This window comes from Paracidobacterium acidisoli (assembly GCF_003428625.2).
Taxonomy (GTDB): domain Bacteria; phylum Acidobacteriota; class Terriglobia; order Terriglobales; family Acidobacteriaceae; genus Paracidobacterium; species Paracidobacterium acidisoli.
On the sequence record NZ_QVQT02000001.1, the window covers coordinates 194,111 to 213,608 of the forward strand.

The 19,498-nt window shown below is 59.3% G+C and carries 9 protein-coding genes; 4 read left to right on the forward strand and 5 right to left on the reverse strand.

Going from position 1 to position 19,498, the window contains the following annotated elements; genetic code table 11:
- Positions 1 to 23: 23 nt before the first annotated feature.
- Positions 24 to 1,433: a sensor histidine kinase gene (locus D0Y96_RS00865; protein ID WP_117297320.1), complete on the reverse strand. Its 1,410-nt coding sequence runs from the start codon at positions 1,431 to 1,433 to the stop codon at positions 24 to 26.
- On the reverse strand, positions 1,424 to 2,104 hold the full coding sequence (locus D0Y96_RS00870) for a response regulator transcription factor (RefSeq protein WP_158562114.1): 681 nt from the start codon (positions 2,102 to 2,104) through the stop codon (positions 1,424 to 1,426). The genes D0Y96_RS00865 and D0Y96_RS00870 overlap by 10 nt, the downstream gene beginning before the upstream one ends.
- Before the next feature lie 162 nt (positions 2,105 to 2,266).
- Between D0Y96_RS00870 and D0Y96_RS00875 the strand changes: the two genes are divergently transcribed.
- Both D0Y96_RS00875 and D0Y96_RS00880 read left to right on the forward strand, forming a co-directional pair.
- Positions 2,267 to 5,206 (forward strand): TonB-dependent receptor, encoded by a 2,940-nt coding sequence (locus tag D0Y96_RS00875; protein ID WP_117297324.1) that lies wholly within the window; start codon positions 2,267 to 2,269, stop codon positions 5,204 to 5,206.
- Between the two features lie 126 nt (positions 5,207 to 5,332).
- Entirely contained in the window at positions 5,333 to 6,634 is a 1,302-nt protein-coding gene (locus D0Y96_RS00880; protein ID WP_158562115.1) for a histidine-type phosphatase, read from the forward strand.
- A gap of 14 nt (positions 6,635 to 6,648) precedes the next feature.
- Here the strand turns inward: D0Y96_RS00880 and fumC are convergent, their stop codons facing one another.
- Complete coding sequence (fumC, locus tag D0Y96_RS00885; protein ID WP_117297328.1) at positions 6,649 to 8,082, reverse strand: class II fumarate hydratase; 1,434 nt, start codon at positions 8,080 to 8,082, stop codon at positions 6,649 to 6,651.
- Between fumC and D0Y96_RS00890 the strand changes: the two genes are divergently transcribed.
- Together D0Y96_RS00890 and D0Y96_RS00895 are read left to right on the forward strand one after the other, a co-directional pair.
- A complete protein-coding gene (locus D0Y96_RS00890) occupies positions 8,065 to 8,361 on the forward strand; it encodes a hypothetical protein (protein ID WP_147324876.1) in 297 nt (98 codons plus the stop codon). The two genes, fumC and D0Y96_RS00890, sit on opposite strands and share 18 nt — an antisense overlap.
- 71 nt (positions 8,362 to 8,432) lie before the next feature.
- Positions 8,433 to 12,236: a beta-sandwich domain-containing protein gene (locus D0Y96_RS00895; RefSeq protein WP_252263365.1), complete on the forward strand. Its 3,804-nt coding sequence runs from the start codon at positions 8,433 to 8,435 to the stop codon at positions 12,234 to 12,236.
- A 60-nt stretch (positions 12,237 to 12,296) separates the two neighbouring features.
- Here the strand turns inward: D0Y96_RS00895 and D0Y96_RS00900 are convergent, their stop codons facing one another.
- Both D0Y96_RS00900 and D0Y96_RS00905 read right to left on the reverse strand, forming a co-directional pair.
- Positions 12,297 to 14,759 (reverse strand): ADOP family duplicated permease, encoded by a 2,463-nt coding sequence (locus D0Y96_RS00900; RefSeq protein WP_117297330.1) that lies wholly within the window; start codon positions 14,757 to 14,759, stop codon positions 12,297 to 12,299.
- Positions 14,760 to 14,985: 226 nt separating this feature from the next.
- Positions 14,986 to 19,425: a beta strand repeat-containing protein gene (locus D0Y96_RS00905; protein ID WP_147324877.1), complete on the reverse strand. Its 4,440-nt coding sequence runs from the start codon at positions 19,423 to 19,425 to the stop codon at positions 14,986 to 14,988.
- Positions 19,426 to 19,498 lie beyond the last annotated feature (73 nt).

Below are 19,498 nucleotides of genomic sequence, written 5' to 3' on the forward strand. Positions count from 1 at the left end.
ATGTCTGAATTCTTAGCGCGGAGTCACGCAACCGTGCTCTTCCCTGCGTAAACAGGAAGCGCCAGCCGTACCACAGTCCCCTTCTGCACCTGGCTTGCTATAGTGAGGTCGGCATGGTGCAGATCGGCGATCCAGCGCGCGATGGCCAGGCCCAGTCCGGTTCCCTCCACCTGGCTGCGTGACGGATCGGCGCGATAGAAGCGATCGAAGATATGCGGCAGCGCCTCTTCGGGAATGCCTGCGCCATTGTCGCGCACCACGACTGTCGCTCGCTCTCCCGTAGTGTGCAGCGCCACTTCGATCTCTCCATGCGGCTGCGTAAATTTGAGCGCATTGTCGAGCAGAATCCAGAGAAGGCGGCGCAGCGCCGAGAAATCTCCCAGCACGATGACCGGCTTCTCTTCTTCCACCGCCACCGAAAGAGTCAGACTGCGCTCGATGGCAATGGGACGCGCAATCTCGCACGCCGCCTGAATCACTTCTGCAAGATTTTGCTGCTCGAGCACCGCATCGCTGCTGCCCGCATCGGCGCGCGCCAGCGTCAGCATCTCTTCAAGCAGCACAGCGGCCTTGGCCATCTCTGCCACAATCTCTTCAAACGACTGCCGGCTTTGCTGATCCGCGTGAGGGTTGCGCAGCGCTACCTCCGCCACAGTGCGAACAAAGGAGAGAGGGCCGCGCAGCTCATGCGAGGCATCGGCCGTGAATTGCCTGATCTGATTTACCGCCGATTCCAGACGCGCCAGCATGGCATTACAGGTCTCGACCAGCCGCTGCAGCTCATCCCCCGTTTTCACTTCGGGCACTCGCTCAGAGAGATTGCGAATGCTGATGGAACGCGCCGTGGCCGTGATCCGGTCCACCGGCTTGAGCGCGCGGCGGCTCAGCCAGTAGCCGCCTACGGAAGAGATCAGCAGCAGCAAAGGTGCCGAAGCAAGCAGCCCTTTCCAGAACTGCTCAAGCACGATCAGGTTCCCTGCCTCGGGCGCGGCGACAAAGAGATAGAGCTGTTCGGTGCCGAGAGTAAACGGGCGCACCAGCACCCAGTAAGGCTGATCCTCCGCCTGTGCATGAACAAACTGCTCACCGGGCTTTGCCGGCACTGCCGGCCAGGGAAAATCGGCTGCGGCAGGAGAGGGTGAAGGATAGGCGCGCGAGCCGTCTGCGCGAAAGACCTCGGCAAGACCATTGCCCGTTGCGTGAGCAAAATCTGTGTAGTCCTGCACCTTGTCCGCCGGCACTTCCTTCTGCGTGGCCTGCAGAAGATTCTGCAGACGGTCAAGGCGGCGGCTCAGTGTCGTGTAGCGCTCTCCGGTCAGCGTGCTCTTCAGGTTGAACCACATGGCCGCTCCGAAGAGCACCCACCCGGAGAAAAAAATGCACCCGAACCAGAAGGTAAGACGGAGTGAAATGGAGGCGCGGTTCACGCGCATGCGGCACTCCGCAGCGAGTAGCCTATGCCGCGCACTGTATGCAGCAGCTCAGGCTCGCCAGGGTGCGTGATCTTCGACCGCAGAGCGCGAATGAAGACATACAGCGAATCGAAGCTTACATCGGCATCGCTGCTCCAGCCTTCGTCAATAAGCACTCCATGCGGCACGATGGAGTTGGCGCGGCGCATCAGCACAGCCAGCAATGCGCACTCCGTGCGGGTAAGCGAGGCGACGCGCTGACCCCGCTGCAGCTCATGCTCCCGCGGACGAAGAATCAGATCCTCGAATTCCAGGGCTCTGGGCTCAGGAGCGGGAACACGGCGCGCAGCGGCGCGAATTCTGGCCAGCAGCACATCGAGCGCGAAGGGCTTGGTCAGATAATCATCGGCTCCCGCATCGAGGCCGCATACAATATCGTCCATCGAATCGCGCGCGGAAACAATGATGGCCTGCGTGCGCAGCCGCGCCTCACGCAGCTTGCGAATGACCGTAACGCCATCCATACGCGGCAGCATCACGTCGAGAAGCATCACATCAAACTCATTGGTTCGGCCCAGCCGCAGCGCTTCTTCGCCGTCATACGCCAGCGTGACAGAATAACCTTCGCCTTCAAGCGCACGGCCCAGATGGCCTGCTAGGCTGCGCTTGTCCTCCACAATCAAAACCTGCATTTGCCTGATCCTGTGAGAGGGATCGTAACCGTACATTGTGAATTATCAGTGAAAACAGATCGAGCCAGGGGCCTTCCTCAGATTGAGCTTAGACAGCCCCGACATACTCCTCGCTATCCCCGCCTGCGCTTTGCAGGAACCATTCAGGAGAGAAAGAGGACGATGCCAACCATTCGAAGAAAGTGGGCCGCCTGCACCGCGGGCATATTGTTCTGTCTGACTTTATTTGCTTCCACGGTCTTTGCGCAGACCAGTAAAGGCATGGTGACCGGTACCATCACCGATGCCTCAGGCGCGGTGCTCAAAGGCGCTCGCATCAACCTCGAGCCTCTGGGCAAGTCAACCCTTACCAACGAGCGGGGCGAATATTCGCTGACTGGTGTAGCGCCCGGGCATTATGCGTTCACTGTTGAGTTTGCCGGCTTTCAACCATTCCGCAAGGAAATGGATGTGTCCGCAGGGCAGACCGCGACGCTCGATGTGACGCTGCGCGTGAATCCAGGCAGCGAGCAGGTACTTGTTTTCGGCGGCGGCGCGCAGGATCTTATGCAGGCGGCCGATCAGGAAATCTCGTCGGCGAATATCGTGAATGTTATGCCTTCCTCGGAAATCGTTGCGCTGCCAAATGAGAACATTGCGGACGCGACCGGGCGGTTGCCCGGCGTGACGCTGCAACGCAACGAAGGCCAGGGCGAGTACGTCCAGGTGCGCGGGCTGGATCCGCGGCTGACCAATGTCACGGTCGATGGCGTGACTCTGGCCTCGCCGGAGGTCACCATCAACCAGGTCGACCTGACGACGATTCCCGACAACATGGTCGAGTCTATCGTGGTCAACAAGACCCTCTCCGCCAATCAGGATGCCGACGGCATCGCCGGCTCCGTGGATCTGGTGACCAAAACGGCGGGAGCGCGGCCCTATTTCAGCGCCGAGTCCACGATGGGCTTTACGCCGATCCAGAATACCCGCTACATCGGCAAGGTGGACACGACCGCGGGGATGCGCTTCGGCGCGAGTCAGCGCTGGGGCCTGATCGGCGGCTTCGAGGCCGATTACAACGGCGGCGGCATTGATAACATCCAGCCCAGTCCGGATCTCAACCCCGATGGCTCGACAACTCCCTATTACGACAAGAACACGCAGCGCGTGTATCGCATGAATGAGGATCGCTGGGGTCTCACCAGCACCGTGGATTACAAGATGAGTCCTCAAACCACCTTTGCGGCGCACTTCCTGCTCTCCGATTTCAAGGACTTTCTCGACAAGTATTACTACGAAATCGGCCCCAAGGCGCAGTACTACCAGTCGAATCAAACGAGAAACCCGGCAATCGGCACTCTGATTCTCGATGGCAGCCACATTCTCAGGAACTCCTGGATTCACTGGGGTTCGGCCGTCTCCCGCTCCCGCTTCGAGAACGCTGGCGGCGACCCGAGGGCGGAGTGGAGTCCGTCAAAACTCCTGAAGGCCTACGATGCGGCCAACTGCGTTTACACCGGGACGCCCACGAGCATCTACCGGCCCACGTGGTCGGCGGGATGCTCGTTCCCCAATTCCGACTCGGATCATGATAATTTCAACCCGGAGAACTACATCCTGAGCACCTATCGCACCACCTCCGGGCAGGCGGTCTCGCTGAACCTGCAGGAGTGGGCGGGTATGGGCATGAATTACCACCTCGGCTCGCACTCGGCGACCTTCGAATTCGGCGGCCAATTCCGCAACAACCACTCCTTCGAGTACGCGGAGACCCCGCAGTACAACTACTTCGGACCGACCACAGGCAGCGGCGCCGCGAGCCTCGTGCCGTTCCAGACCGGATTTACCTACGATCACTATTACGGCGGCACCTATTACATGGGGCCTGTCACCGACTGGAACAAGCTGACCGCTTACTGGAAGGCGAATCCGGGAGACTTCCAACTGGATGTGCCAACCACACGGGAAGGCTCGGATTCCGCCAACTTCGACCTGATTAACCGCACCACCGCGGGCTACGTAATGAACACCATCAACTGGCCCAGGTTCAGCCTGCAGACGGGCCTGCGCTTTGAAGCCACACAAGTGCATGTGCACGGCTATTACGTGAACCCCTCGGCTGGACCCTACGGCAACGGCACTGATGCTCCCACCCCCATCGACAATGGCAGTTGGGGCAATTGGGTTGGAACCACCCCGGAGACCACCACCCAGTCTTATGTCGTTCCTTTACCCAGTGTGCAGGCGCGCTGGATGGTCTCTTCGATGACTGCCATCCGCGCCGTCTACTCGCGCGGAATCTCGCGGCCGAATCCTTATGATCTGGTGCCGTACATCCTGGACAACGGAGCGGGCACCAGCCAACCCCGCTACAGCATCGGCAACCCCAGCGAGCAGCCCACCCACGCCAACAACTACGACCTGCTGGTGGAGCAGGAGCTTCGCCCCTTCGGCGTGATCCAGGCCGGGTACTTCTATAAGCAGCTCTACGACCCCATCGTCCAGACTTACACTTCCTGCTCAATCACGGGATCTCTCTGCAACATCCCAGGTAGCGATCCTGGGGACGAGGCACAGCAGGATATCAACGCCAACAACGCCAGCGTCTCGGGGCTTGAGTTTTCATGGAAGCAGCGGTTGAGCACACTGCCCGGCGCCCTGCGCGGCCTTACCATGATGGCCAACTACGCTTATACCAATTCGCATACCAACGGCATTCCGGGGCGCACGGATTCGCCGTCTCTGATCGGCACCGCGCACCACTCCTTCAACATTGAGCCCGCCTACACGCTGGGACGCTATGACGTTCACATGGGCATCAGCTACAACGGCGCTTACAACTATGCCTACCAGTGGTTCAACGACCAACCCAATCCCTCCAACAACACCGCCGGCCCCGCCAACGGCCCACTAGGCGACAACTTCGCCTATCCGCACCTGCAGGTGGACGCCCAGGCAGGAGCACGCGTGTGGCGCGGACTGCACGTGATCGTCAATGGCCTGAACCTCAATAATGAGGTCTTTGGCTACTACAATGGGCAACCGCAATATCTAACCCAGCGCGAATACTACAAGCCGACATACAGCTTCAGCCTGCGCTGGGATTCGAACCACGAAAAATAACGCGCAGCGGCGGAGTGTGGACTTGTATCTATCCACCTTCCGCCGCCACTCTCACTTTCTGAAGTTGAAAATAAGTTAATTTCCAGCCTCGATTCCCATAAAAACCGTATGCGGGTACAAAATCCGATGAGAACGACAATTGCGGCCCTTCTTCTGGCCGCCTTGGCAACTGCTGCAGCGCAGGCGCAAAGTGCAGCTCCAGCCGAAAGCACCGTGGATGCAAAGACATCTCTGAAGTTTGTCGTGATCGTCACTCGCCACGGAGTGCGCTCGCCCACCGGAAAAATCGATCAGCTGAATAAATATTCGCGGCAGAGCTGGCCGCAGTGGAGCGTGCCTGCGGGCTATCTCACCCCGCACGGCGCGCAGCTGATGACTCTCTTCGGTAAGTACGACCGCGAACTTCTTGCCTCACAGGGACTGCTTGCACCCGCCGGTTGTGCTGATGCCACGCATATCCGCATCATCGCCGACTCCGACCAGCGGACGCGCGAAACCGGCAGGGCACTCGCCGCCGGACTCGCTCCAGGATGCACCATCGACGTGACCGCACTGCCCGAAGGAACCGAAGATCCGCTCTTTCATCCGCTCGCGGCCGGGGTCGGAGATACCGACAAAGCGACCGCAGCCGCTGCCATTTCAGGACGCATCGGCGGTAATCCGCAGGACCTGACCGAGGCTTACCGGGCACAATTCAGCGCGTTGGAAGAGGTGCTGCTTAGCGGCAGCGGCAAAAGCACAACCGAGCCTCGTTCTCTGCTCTCTACCCCCTCCTCTGTCGCGCCCGGCAGAGGAGACCACGCCGCCGATCTGAATTCCCCACTCTCCCTCGCCTCCACCATGACCGAAAACTTTCTGCTCGAATACACCGAGGGCATGGACAAAGAAAACGTCGGATGGGGACGCATCGATCTCGATAAACTGCGCGAGCTGCTCCAGCTGCACGTCGCCAGCGAAGACATCGCGCAGCGGACCACTTATATCGCGCGTGCGCAGTCATCGAATCTGCTCGATCATCTGCTTCGCTCCATGCAGCAGGCGGCAAACGGACAACCGGTCGCAGGCGCGCTCAGCAGGACGGACGACCGTCTTCTGATTCTGGTGGGCCATGACAACAATCTCGCCAACATCGCCGGCAATCTGAACATCAACTGGCTGATCGATGGCCGTCGCGATGACACGCCGCCGGGCGGCGCGCTGGTCTTCGAGCTATGGAAGAGCAACCGCACCGGACAATATGCCGTGCGCACCTGGTACACGGCGCAGACTCTCGATCAGATGCGCAACAGCACCCCGCTCACACTCAGCTCCCCGCCCGAGCGAGCGCCTGTCTTCCTGCCCGCATGCGGCCAGGCCGACGGAAGCTGCACCTGGAGCGGATTCGAAGAGGCGCTGAAAGCAGCCATCGACCCGCATTTTGTAAAGTGAGCCCTGCCCGGGAATCAGGCTGTCTGGTTCCCGATCATCTTTTTCGGATCGACAACCCTGTCAAAGGTCTTCTCGTCTATGTATCCGCTCTTCAGGGCAGCCTCTTTGAGAGTCAGGTCATCGCGCTGCGCGATATGTGCGATCTCCGAAGCTTTGTCGTAACCGATGACCGGGCTCAAAGCCGTGACCAGCATCAGAGAATTTCGCACATATCCTTCGATTCGTTTTCTCTGAACTTCGGTTCCTTCAACCGAGTAATGCAGAAAGCTGTTGCAGCCGTCAGCGAGAATACGCGCCGAGTGAAGAAAGTTGTTGATGATCACCGGCCGCATAGCATTCAGCTCGAAATTCCCCTGTGAACCGGCAAAGGCGACGGCCGTATCGTTGCCGATGACCTGAATGCAGATCATCACGATCGCCTCGCACTGCGTCGGATTCACCTTGCCCGGCATGATCGACGATCCAGGTTCGTTGTCCGGCAGAATCAGCTCGCCGATGCCGCAGCGCGGCCCTGAAGCAAGCCAGCGCATGTCATTGGCTATCTTCATCAGAGCGACCGCAAGGCCGCGCAGAGCCGCATGCGCCGCGACCATCGAATCGAGCGATGCCTGCGCCTCAAACTTGTTGGCTGCGGTACGGAATGGATAGCCGGTAAGCTCCGCGATCTTCTTCGCAATGCGGACGTCGAAGCCCGGAGGCGCGTTGAGACCCGTCCCGACAGCCGTGCCTCCAGCCGCAAGCTCATATAAGCCATCGAAAGACGCATCGATGCGTGCCATAGCATAACGCAGCTGCGCCGCATAACCGGACCACTCCTGGCCCACAGTCAGAGGAACCGCATCCTGCAGATGGGTGCGCCCGATCTTGACGATCTGCCCCCACTCATCCGCTTTGCGTTCAATCGTGGCGGCCAGCGCATCGACTCTCGGCAGAAGAATCTCACGAAGATACTTCACTGCGGCAATATGCATCGCAGTGGGAAAAGTATCGTTCGATGACTGTGACATATTCACGTCATCATTGGGATGGATCGGGCTTTGCGTGCCGAGCACACCATTGGCGATCTGAATCGCACGATTCGAGATCACCTCGTTCACATTCATATTGCTCTGCGTCCCGCTGCCCGTCTGCCAGACAAACAATGGGAAGTGATCGTCGAGTGTGCCTGCAATCACTTCTTCCGCGGCCTGGATAATAAGGTCTGCTTTTTCCCGCGGCAGGTGACCAGACTCGGCATTAGCGATCGCCGCAGCCTTCTTCACAACGCCGTATGCGTGATACAGCTCTGCCGGCATGCGATCTTTACCGATGGAGAAGTGGATCAGCGAACGCTGCGTCTGCGCGCCCCACAGCCGGTCCGACGGGACCTCGATCTGCCCCATGGAATCAGACTCGACGCGACGCCCTCCCTCGATAACATCTCCTGCCCGATGGCGATTGTCATTCATCAATGCTCCCCGTTTGCTCCCGCAAAACAGAACGCTGTTCGCTCCATTGCAGAAGCAGCAGACCTGCTTACTCAATTTAAGATGCGGCTGAACACATTCGTATATAAACGCCGCTCTCAGTACTTCCCGATCCTTAAGACAGCCTTAAGCCGGCATGTGTTTCCTGCAATTTTATTCGGCATTCCATTCACTCTCATCAACAGCATGTGGCATACGATACCGAATTTACTGGTGCTTAATAACGTTCCGCCGGGCCGCGACTATTCTGCCAGTAGTTGATTCTGACCGTTCGACAGCACGAACGCGAGCCGCAGTCAGAACATCCCTGATCTGTATCTTTTGAGGCCGACATGATGAATACGTTCCTTCGCCTGCGCATGGTGCAGGTATGCATGCTTGTTGTCTTCGCGCTTGTTCTGCTTCCGCATCTGCAGGCACAGCAAACACTGGGAACCATTCACGGCTCTGTCAGCGACCCTTCCGGCGCTGTTCTGAACGATGCCGTCGTTATTGCAGTAAACAACGCAACCTCTCTTACGCGCACCGCGACAACAGCAAAAGACGGATCATACGCTTTTCAGAATCTTCCCATCGGAACCTATCTTCTTTCTGTAGAGCACTCGGGCTTCGAGAAGGCCGCTTATCCGAACATTCGCGTGCAGGAAAACCGCACGACGACGCTGAATGTGCAGCTTCAGCCTGGCCAGGTATCGGAGTCGGTCATCGTGCAGGGCTCGCCGCTGCTGAACTCTGTCGACACGACCAATGGATATGTTCTCGATAACGCGCAGATGCAGCAGATTCCACTGGCGACCGGAAGCTTCACGCAGCTTGCGATTCTTGCCCCTGGCGCGAATTCGCAGTTTATCAACGGCACCGGCACGAATGAGGGGCTTGGCAATCAGTCGCTGTGGGTCAACGGACAGCGTGCGACAGACAATACTTTTACCGTAAATGGAATCGATGTCAGCAATCTCTTCAATGGCAACAGCAACAGCCAGGAGCCTTCGGGGCGAGTGGTTCCCAACACCGGCGAGAACTTTGTCAGCGGCGGCCAGATCCAGACCAATACTTCGGTCTACGACGCGATCGGCAATGCCATGCCGACCCCTGTCCCTGAAATGATTCAGGAGTTGAGCGTCAACACCTCGATGTACGACTCGCAACAGGGCCAGACAAGCGGTGCACAGATCGAGCTCAGCACCATGGGCGGATCAAACGCCTGGCACGGGCAGGGCTTCTTTTCACATCAGACCAACTGGCTGAATGCAGCGCCCTTCTTCTTCAGACAGCAGAGCGCACAGTACGGCGGACCGATCCCCGAAAATGAGGTGAACCCCGAGCTGCACCGTTATAACGGTGGAGGCACCTTCGGCGGTCCGATCCTGCGCGATAAGCTCTTCTTTTTTCTTGGCTACAATCACATCCGCGTCACCGATCAGTTCAACGGAACTTCGGATCTGTATCTGCCCGCAGGCCTCTCTGACGATCGTAGCATCGCCGGACTTACAACGGCCGTGCAATCCAGTGAGAAGCCGGGCACGCCTTTCAGCGGCAACTTCGACAAGGCCGCTGTCGCATTGCTGCAGGCCAAACTTCCCGGCGGGCAATTTCTCATCCCATCCGTTGGCTCGAATGCGGCCAATCTGCTGACGGCTGGCACGCCGGATGCGGTTCTCATCGGCAGCCCGATCTTCACAGCCGACCAGGCCACGGCAAACCTCGATTACAACGCTTCGAAATCCGATGTGCTCTCGCTGAAGTACTACTATCAGCACGATCCCTCAACCAATCCATTTACCGACAGCCAGGTAGAAGGCTTTACGCAGCGCCTCGACGCGGGCAGCCAGGTAGCCGCCATCAGCAACTCGTATACGCCGTCGTCGCACCTGAGCTGGCAACAGGTCTTCGGCTTCTCACGCGAAAAGGCCTACAGCACCAACGACCAGCCCTTTACGCCACAAAGCCTCGGCATCAATCTCTTTGGCTTCGATACCTTCCCGGGAATCACACTTCGCTCCACGAACCCCACCTATCGCTCCAGCCTGAACATCGGCCCAACCAGCGACTTCTTCCGTGACGGCATGTTCCAGAACCTGTGGGCCCCTTCAACAACGGTGATCTCCACTCTGGGCAAACACACCCTCACCTACGGAGCACGCTACAGCTACACCCAGCTGAACATCGTCAACCGGCGGCAGAACACCGGCCAGATCACATTTGACTCCTTTGCCGATCTGGCAGAGGGCAACGTCGATACCAACCGGTCCAGCTTTCTGCAGGGCGCATCGAGCCGCTACTACCGCGCAAATTACATCGGCGCCTTCGTTCAGGATAAGTATCAGATCAATCCGCGCCTCAGTCTTACTGCCGGCATTCGCTATGACAATGACGGCGCCATGACTGAGAAATACGGAAACTTCTTCAACTTCGATCCGAACCTCTACAGCTACGACTCTTCGACAGACACCATCACCAACGATGGATTCGTCGTTGCGGGCAACAACAAGCAGTTCCATACGCCGGGCGTGAGCAATTCCACGCTGAGAAACGCGCAGTGGGGCATCTCCCCGCGTCTTGGCCTTGCGTGGTCTCCGGGCTGGAACAATGGAAGGGTCGTATTTCGCAGCGGCTTCGGCATGTACTTCAATCGCGGAGAGTACTTCACCTACCTCTCACCGGGCGCGGGCAGCGGCATCAGCGGCCCCTTCGGCGTCACGCAGGAGCCTCCCTTCGTGGTGCCGTTCCCCTCTCCTTCAGGAGCGACGTTGTCGAACCCCTTCGGCTCAACTCTGCCTGCGCCGCCAACGGGAGATCCGCAGACCTTTTATCAGTACCTGCCGAACATGGCATCGCTGGAAACAGGCGCGGCCACCTATCCATTCGGCTCGTATGACATGAACAACAAGCTGCCGTACACGATGAATTACACCCTTGACATGCAGTGGCAGCTCCGCAACGACATGTCCCTCGATATCGCGTATGTCGGCAACCGCGGCCGGCACGGTGTTGTTCCTGTGCCGTTCAATCAGCCCGGCATCGCCACACCGTCAGGCCCCATCCACGGACAGACGTACTCTTACGGTTATCAGGCGACGGATACGGAGGGAAACCCTCTTACGACAGAGCCTTATTACACGTATGACGGCGGCAATACCGATCTTCGCGTGCCCTTCATCGGTTACAGCGTGAACTCCGTTACCTACAAGGCGGTTGGCGTATCAGCGTATGACGCTCTTCAGGTGCAGTGGACGAAGCGTATGCTGCACGGCCTTCAGTTCAGCGCCTCCTACACCTGGTCTCACTCGCTCGACGAGCAGAGCGGCCTGGGTCTGTTCTACAACGGCAGCAATCCGCTCGATCTCCACAGCGGATACGGCTCTTCGGATTTCGATCTGACGAACAATGTGACGTTCAGCTATGTCTACCAGCTGCCGAATGTGATCAAAGGCCACAACTGGCTGGCGAAGGTGGCAAACGGCTGGGGGCTCGAAGGCATTACCGTACTGCAGAGCGGCCAGCCTTACAGCGTGGAAGACTATTCAGGCACAATCGCCGGGCAGTACTACAGCACGAATGACGGCATCACCAACCCCATCGTTCCGCTGGCTCCAGGCGTGTCTCCTCATCAGGCGCTCACCGGACATGCAGGCGCCTTCAAAGACTCCAGCGGCAATGCCATTCCTGCCCTGAATTCGGGCGCGTTCCAGGTTCCTTTCGTCGCCCCAGGACAGAATGGTGCGCCGCCGTGCGGAGTCTCGACAGCAGGCAATCCGGTCTGCGATGTCTTCGAAACCACCTTCGCAGGCCCCGGACAGCGTAATATCTTCCGCGAGTCTGCACAGAAGCGAGCCGACATCTCACTCGTCAAGCTCTTCGCGGCAACCGAACGAGTGTCCTTTAAATACACCTTCGACGTCTTCAACGTTACGAACACAGCCAGCTTCGACATCCCGAATAATTCGGTCACTGCCAATTCCAATTACAACAACACGCCCGCCTATGACCCGACTCTCTCCTTTGCTGCAAACAGACAGAGTATTTTTTCGATCAATAATGACAACACCCTGGCCAGCGGACAGGGCCTTGGCGTCGTACAGCAGACGATCGGAAGCCCGCGGCTGATCTCCATGTCGCTGCACGTACTCTTCTAGACCTCAGAATAAGGGGACGCATCCTGCGTCCCCTCTGCGGCCTGTCCTCTGATCAGAAAGTTATTCGGAGCGCAGTGCTTCGGCTGCGTTCACGCGGGCTGCCCGCGCCGCCGGCACTGCCGATGCAATCACCGCAGCAGCCAGGATAACCAGCGCCGACACAAGGAAAGACAGCATTCCGGGCCGATGTACTCCTGCCACAAACCTGTCGACTCCGCGTGCGAAGACAATGCCGAACACCGCGCCGGCGCAGACTCCAATCGCAGCAATCGTCAGCCCCTGCAACAGCACATCCGTCAGAATATTTCTCGGCTGCGCTCCCAGCGCCATGCGAATGCCAAACTCACGGATACGTCCGCTTACGGAAAACGCAAGCACTCCTGCCACGCCTACCACGGAGATCAGCAGCGCTACCGCGGCAAATCCGCCAAACACCAGCGCATTCAGCTTGTCGGGCGTCATCACTTCAGCGCGAATATCCTGGAGCGTGCTTGCATGCTCAACCGGCTGCTCCGACGAGATCTCATGAATGGTGCGCGTAATCAGCGGAGCCACGGTATACGGGTCCTGCTTCGTGCGCACAAACAGACGCCCCTCCCATCCCTCCTGATCCGCAGGCTGATAGACCATCATCTCCGGTGAGGGGATGATGTTTTCATCATCCAGATCGGGCACCACTCCCACAATCCGCCGCGGCTCCATGCTGATGCCGATAAACTTCATCACGCCATCGGTCCACCGCAGCTCATGATTGAGCGCATCCTGCCCCGGGAACAGCTTTTGTGCAAGGCTTTGACTCACGATAACGACGCGCTCGGAGCCGCTCCTGTCTGAATCTCTGAAGTCGCGCCCTTCCGTAAGCGGCACGCCAAGCGTGTCGAAGTAGCCCGATGAGACCGACCGGAACTTTGCGCGCCAGTCTTCGAGCCCGTTCTTCGGCACAGCTCCCTGCGCGGCAAAGGCAAAGCTGATATCGAGCGCCTGGTCGTCACGCCACGGAACGCTGAAGCCGTTTGCGACATGAGCCACCCCGGGCAGTGCGCTCACCCGGCGCTGCACCTCGCGGTAAAACTCCCGCACCTGCTCCGGCGTGCGTCCATAAGACATGACCGGCAGATTCACGGCCAGTACACGCGAGGTATCGAATGGCGGCCGCGTCATCTCAAGCGTATAGAGTGTCCGCATCAGTACGGCCGCGCCGGTAAGCAGTAAGAACGAGGCCGTAATCTGCATCACGGCAAACATACGCAGCCGCCCATTGCTGCTTCCCGTAACCCGGGTTCCGCCACTCGCAAGGCTGACTCCCTGCCCTGCGCTGGCCGAAGGAAGCCGCGGTACAAGCGCCAGAAACACCGCCGCCACCAGAGCCAGCGCCACGCCAAACCACACCAGCGTAAAATCCAGCGTCAGCCCATCCGCACGCACAGAAAAGCGCGCCGCATAGTGTCCCAGTACGACGACCATGGGCCATGCAAGCAGCAGCGCAGCAATCACTCCGCTGCCGCAAAGCACCAGGCTTTCCGCCAGCAGCGCGCGGCGCAGAGCAGCGGTGCTCGCTCCCAGCGCAGAGCGCACGGCCAGCTCCGATTCGCGGCGCACCGTACGGGCCAGCACGAGGTTCGCGACATTGGAGCACGCAATCACAAACAACAGCCCTGAAGCTGCGAATAGAACCCACAGAATGGTGTTGGCGCGCGAGTTGATCTGATCGTGCATACGCGTCACATCAATTCTGTAGTGGTCTTCGGATTTATAGATCTCAGGATGAGCAGCCATGATCGCCGCATAGCGCGTCCGCAGCTCAGATCGCGCCTGCTCGAGGGTCGCTCCCGGAGCAAGCCGCGCGAAGACCTCGGTCATACGATGCTCCCGGCCGGTAACCATAGTGGCCGAGAGGTGGTGCGGGCTCGTCACAACATTGGCAATAATTTCAGTAGCCACCGGATACGGCATCGACGGCTCCAGAACACCCACGATCGTGGCGGAACGCGCTCCACTGAAGCTCTCCAGCCGCACCCTCCTGCCGATAACACTCGGATCGGCGTGCAGGGACGCGTTCCAGAACCGATATGTCAGCACAACGGCTCCCGTTGCATTGGGCCCATCGTCTGCCGGGGTCAGCAGCCGCCCCAGCACCGGACGCAGCCCCATCACCTCGAAGTAATGACCATCGACCACGCCGGCAGGAATCTCACGCGGCGTGCCAAGTCCCACAAGGGTGAAATCAATCGCCGAAAAGGTTCCAAGCTGCTGAATTGTCTTCAGGCCCTGACCGAGGTCGTCGATCTCAGGAATCGAGAAGGTCGCGTTTTCCTCCCCCAGCCCCGGCGCGCTTTGCCGAAGGTAGAGCAGACGGTTCTCATCACGATTCACAAGCGGGCGCAGCAGCACCGCGCGCACCACACTGAAAATGGCCGCGTTGGCGCCGATGCCCAGAGCCAGTGTCAGAGCAACGGTGATCCATAACGCACGAACGCGCCACAGCGACCGCATTGCGATTCTCAGATCATGAAAGAACAGCATGGTGGGCCTCACGTATCGCCGCACACTTTGCCTCTTCAGACTTCAGCCGCATTTACCTCGGGTCTGCTAAGGAGCGCTCGGCGATATATGTTGATATCAACATACAAGGACTGGTGTCAAGATATTCGCTCTTTACCTTTGGCGCTCCGAATCGGCGAGTTTCAGCGCCGCAATCATGACGGATGGCTGAAACATCGCGTCTGCAGAGAACCTCCGTCAACACGAGCTACTGCTCCATGTGCAGGATGGCCGGCTGCGCATCCTGCGGCGTGATGCTCATCCCCACCATCTCCGACGGGCTGACCACCCACAGCGCATACGTGGATGCATTTGGCGATCGAAGCAGCAGCGTTCCCCTCCCATCGTTCAGAGAAGAAGAGATGCTGTAGCTCCCTGTAAGAGCCTGATTGGCATTCAGACTTGCTCCCTGAGCGATATTCGCTGCGCCGGTAACGCTTCCCTGTCCCTGCACATTCTTTCCATCAAAGCTGAGCGTCCCCGACAGAAGAGAGGCCGCATCGGAAAACGACTCACCCGATGCAAAGAAATATGTGCCAAAGGCATCGGAGTTCACGAAAGGCTGCTTCACGGATTGCCCGTTCAGTTCTCCGTCTCCGACAAAAGCTGTCGAAGCATCCAGCACAAAAGCACGGTTCGGCGCGATGGCGTAGAGGTACCACGTGGAGCTCGAACCATTATTATTGTCCAGGTTCAGCGTGCCGCGGCCGTTGATCTGCATATCATAGGCTCCGGTAAACACCGCTCCTGTCGTAACGGCGCCGCCGCTGTTCTGATCGAAGGTGACGACAACCCCTGAATTGCCGTCGAAGACGATCTGACCGACCGTGTCCTGTGTGGTGTTGCCGTTGTTACCGCTCAGGCTGAATATCGCCGGCCCATTAAAGGATGCGCTCGAGAAGGCTCCGCCCGTCTGCAGTTCCGCAGGTCCGCTGAATACCGGATTTTTCGAGCTGAGCGCGTCGATCGACACCATATAGTACTCATTCGCCGAGATGACATAGATTGCGAACCGGAACGAGCCGCCCTCAAAGCCGGGGATGCTCAGATCCACAGTGCCGCGGCCGCTGCTCTGCACTCTGATATCTCCATTGAACGGCGCAAAGGTCGGCAGCGCGACGCCCCCGTCATTCACGTCAAGGCTTCCAATCGAGATCACGCCCGCTTTGCAGTAGATCTCTCCCAGTGCGCCGATACGGTTGCCGCTCGCATCGCTTCCCGTCAGGTTCATCACATACGCGCCGGACAATGCTGCAGCGTTAAACGCAGTCGGGTCCTGGCGCATCAGCGTGCCCGATCCCTGCGTTCCGGATGCATCGAACTCAATAAACTGTCCTCTTGTCCCGAGCGCATCCAGAACAAATGCGAAGGTCCGCGAGCCGAACGGGCCGGAGAGGGTCATCGTTCCGCGGCCATCGTTGCCTGTCTGATAGCTTCCGGTAAATGCAACGCTGGTCGCCGGACCGGACGCGCTGTTCACATCCTCCAGGCCCGACATCAGATTGCCGTTGCCATCTGCAGTCATTGTTCCTGCCGCCTGATAAATGCCGCTGCCGTTCATGCCTTTGAACAAAAAGGCATACTGCCCCATCAGCTTCCTGTTATTGCCGGCAACAAGAGTAAGAATGGCCGTCCCTGTCTGCGATGGATCACCCTGGGATGCAGCCGTAATCGTAATCGTTGCCGGACTGGGCAGCGTTGCGGGCGCTGTGTACAAACCGCTGGTGCTGATGGTCCCGCACTCCGCACCGGAACAGCCGGCTCCCGCCGCATGCCACGTAACGGCTGTATTCGCCGTGCCGAAGACCGCGGACTGGAACTGCTGGCTTCCGCCCACGGCAACCAGAGTGCTTGCCGGTGCAACCCGGATAATAAGCGGCAGCGTGATCGTGACGGATGCCGAAGCAGATCTGGTTCTGTCCGCATTCGAGGTTGCCGTCACGGTCACCAGCGCAGGCTTCGGAACAGTCGCCGGCGCGGTGAACACGCCACTCGACGAGATAGTGCCGCAGGCGCTGCCCGAGCATCCCGCGCCCGTCACACTCCACGTCACAGCGGTATTCAGCGTGCCGTTTACTGAGGCCGTGAACTGCCGCTGCGTCTCTGTCGCCACCTGTGTCGCGCTGGGCGAGATGCTGACCATGATCTCCGGCAGAATGCTTACCACCGCGCTGCTCGTCTTCGTGGTATCGGCCACGGAGGTCGCCGTTACCGTGACCTGAGCAGGGTTCGGCACCGCGGCAGGCGCGGTGTAAAGACCGCCGGATGTCACCGTGCCGCAGGCCGCACCGGAACATCCGCTGCCGCTCACACTCCACGTCACCGCCGTGTTCGTCGCACCGGTCACCGTCGCAGTAAACTGCTGCGTGTTCCCCGTAACAATCTGCGCCGTCGCCGGAGAGATGTGCACCACCACCGGCGGCAGAATCGTTACCGTGACGGAAGCTGACTTCGTAATATCGGCATTTGAAGTAGCCGTCACGGTCACCTGCGCTGGGCTCGGCACCGCCGGCGGCGCCGTATAGAGACCACTCGACGAGATGGTTCCACAGGTGGCGCCCGTGCAACCGGCTCCGCTCAGGCTCCATGTCACTGCCGTATTCGTGGTTCCGGTCACAGCTGCCGTAAACGACTGCGTCTTTCCCGCCATCACCTGCGCTGCCGTGGGCGAAATGGTAATCGCCACCGGCTTCAGGATGGTCACCGATGCCGTTGCCTTCTTCGTGCTGTCTGCCGACGACGCCGCCGTCACCGTGACCAAAGCCGGAGCAGGCACAGTCAGCGGCGCCGTATACAGTCCCGCTGCTGAAATCGTTCCACACGCGGCGCCCGTGCAGCCGCTGCCGCTCACGCTCCACGTCACCACGGTATTCGGCGTATTTGTAACCGTCGCGGTGAACTGTTGGGTCTTCCCGGCAACCACCTGGGTATTTTGCGGAGAAAGAGTGACCTGTATCGGAAGCGTAATGGTCACGATGGCCGTGCCTGACTTCGATGTATCGGCAACAGAGGTTGCAGTGACCGTCAACTGCGCCGGGCTCGGCACCGCGGCCGGCGCGGAATACAAACCGGCCGTCGAGATCGTTCCACATGCGGCGCCCGTGCAGCCGCTGCCGCTCACGCTCCACGTCACCGCGGTATTGGAGCTTCCACCGACCGTCGCGGTGAACTGCTGTGAGCTCCCGACAGCGACCTGAGCGCTGCCTGGCGCAACGCTTACAACAATAGAATGCAGAACCGTTACGATGGCGGTCGCCGACTTCGTCGTATCGGCAACAGAAGTTGCACTAACAGAAACCTGCGCCGGGCTGGGCACATCTGCTGGAGCGGTATAAAGACCTGTTGTGGAAACAGTGCCGCACGCCGCGCCGGAGCATCCTGCGCCGCTCACGCTCCAGGTAACCGCGGTATTGGATGTACCGCCCACTGTTACCGTGAACTGCTGCGTCTTTCCGGTAACGACCTGCGCCGTCGCGGGAGCAATCGAAATCGTCACCAGCGGAAGAACCGTGACTGTCGCGGCAGCCGATTTTGTATTGTCTGCTGTGGAGGTCGCGGTCACCATAACCTGGGCCGGGCTGGGCACAGCCGCAGGAGCGGTATATAAACCGCTCGACGAGATGATGCCGCAGCTGCTGCCGGAACAACCGCTGCCGCTCACGCTCCAGCTCACCGCGGTGTTCGTCGTATTCGTCACGGTTGCGGTGAACTGCTGCGTCCTGGTGGCAACGACCTGCGCCGTGGTGGGCGCGAGGCTAATGGCTACAGGCGGCAGCAGGGTGACCGTCGCGGACGCCGACTTTGTGCTGTCGGCCACCGAGGTCGCCTTCACCGTAACCTGTGCCGGACTCGGCAAAGTAGCCGGCGCTGTATAAAGTCCGCTGGAGGAAAGTGTGCCGCAGGCGCTGCCCGAACAGCCGCTGCCGGCAAGGCTCCAGATCACCGTCGTATTCGTCGTATTGATGACCGTCGCGGTAAACTGCTGCGACTTCCCGGCAACCACCTGCGCCGTAGTCGGAGCAATACTCACCGCAACAGGAGGAAGAATGGTCACTACAGCCGTGTCTGACTTCAGCGGATTCGCCACCGATGTTGCGGTAATGGTGACCGTGGCCGGACTGGGTACCGTTGCCGGCGCCGAATACACTCCGGTCGATGAGATCGCCCCGCACCCTGCTTCCGAGCAGCCGCTGCCGGCAACACTCCATGTAACGGCTGTATTCGATGCTCCCGTAACCAGCGCGGTAAACAACTGCTGGTGGCTCACCACTACACCCACACTGGCCGGCGACACGGAAACAGCGGCATTCAGCGCGGTTCCCACAAACACGCTGGCGGTCGCGGACTGCGAGAGGTCCTGAAGCGATGTTGCCGTCACGTTCACAACAGGAGGATTGGGAGCTACAGAAGGCGCCGTATACACGCCCAGCCCATTGATCTGTCCGCAGGCGATTCCACTGCAACCCGCTCCTGAGAGGCTCCAGATCACGACGCTGTTGCTGGTGCCGCTGACTGTGGCTGTAAACTGCAGCTGGCCTCCGGGCAGCACGCCTCCAGGATTCGGCGACAGCGACACGGAAACAGCAAAAGCACTTTGACAAACGAGAAGAAGGAGTAAAAGCCGCGCGATCTTCACCAGACGATTCATGGTTTCCTGCTTCCACTTACTTCCCGCTTACCACGGCTTATCAGCGCACTGGATGTAAGCTATCCCGTCTGTT

Coding starts and splice junctions, on each gene's coding strand:
- D0Y96_RS00875 (WP_117297324.1), top strand. CDS start 2,267: ATGCCAACCATTCGAAGAAAGTGGGCCGCCTGCACCGCGGGCATATTG.
- D0Y96_RS00895 (WP_252263365.1), top strand. CDS start 8,433: ATGATGAATACGTTCCTTCGCCTGCGCATGGTGCAGGTATGCATGCTT.
- D0Y96_RS00870 (WP_158562114.1), bottom strand. CDS start 2,104: ATGCAGGTTTTGATTGTGGAGGACAAGCGCAGCCTAGCAGGCCATCTG.
- D0Y96_RS00905 (WP_147324877.1), bottom strand. CDS start 19,425: ATGAATCGTCTGGTGAAGATCGCGCGGCTTTTACTCCTTCTTCTCGTT.
- D0Y96_RS00890 (WP_147324876.1), top strand. CDS start 8,065: ATGGCGATTGTCATTCATCAATGCTCCCCGTTTGCTCCCGCAAAACAG.
- D0Y96_RS00900 (WP_117297330.1), bottom strand. CDS start 14,759: ATGCTGTTCTTTCATGATCTGAGAATCGCAATGCGGTCGCTGTGGCGC.
- fumC (WP_117297328.1), bottom strand. CDS start 8,082: ATGAATGACAATCGCCATCGGGCAGGAGATGTTATCGAGGGAGGGCGT.
- D0Y96_RS00865 (WP_117297320.1), bottom strand. CDS start 1,433: ATGCGCGTGAACCGCGCCTCCATTTCACTCCGTCTTACCTTCTGGTTC.
- D0Y96_RS00880 (WP_158562115.1), top strand. CDS start 5,333: ATGAGAACGACAATTGCGGCCCTTCTTCTGGCCGCCTTGGCAACTGCT.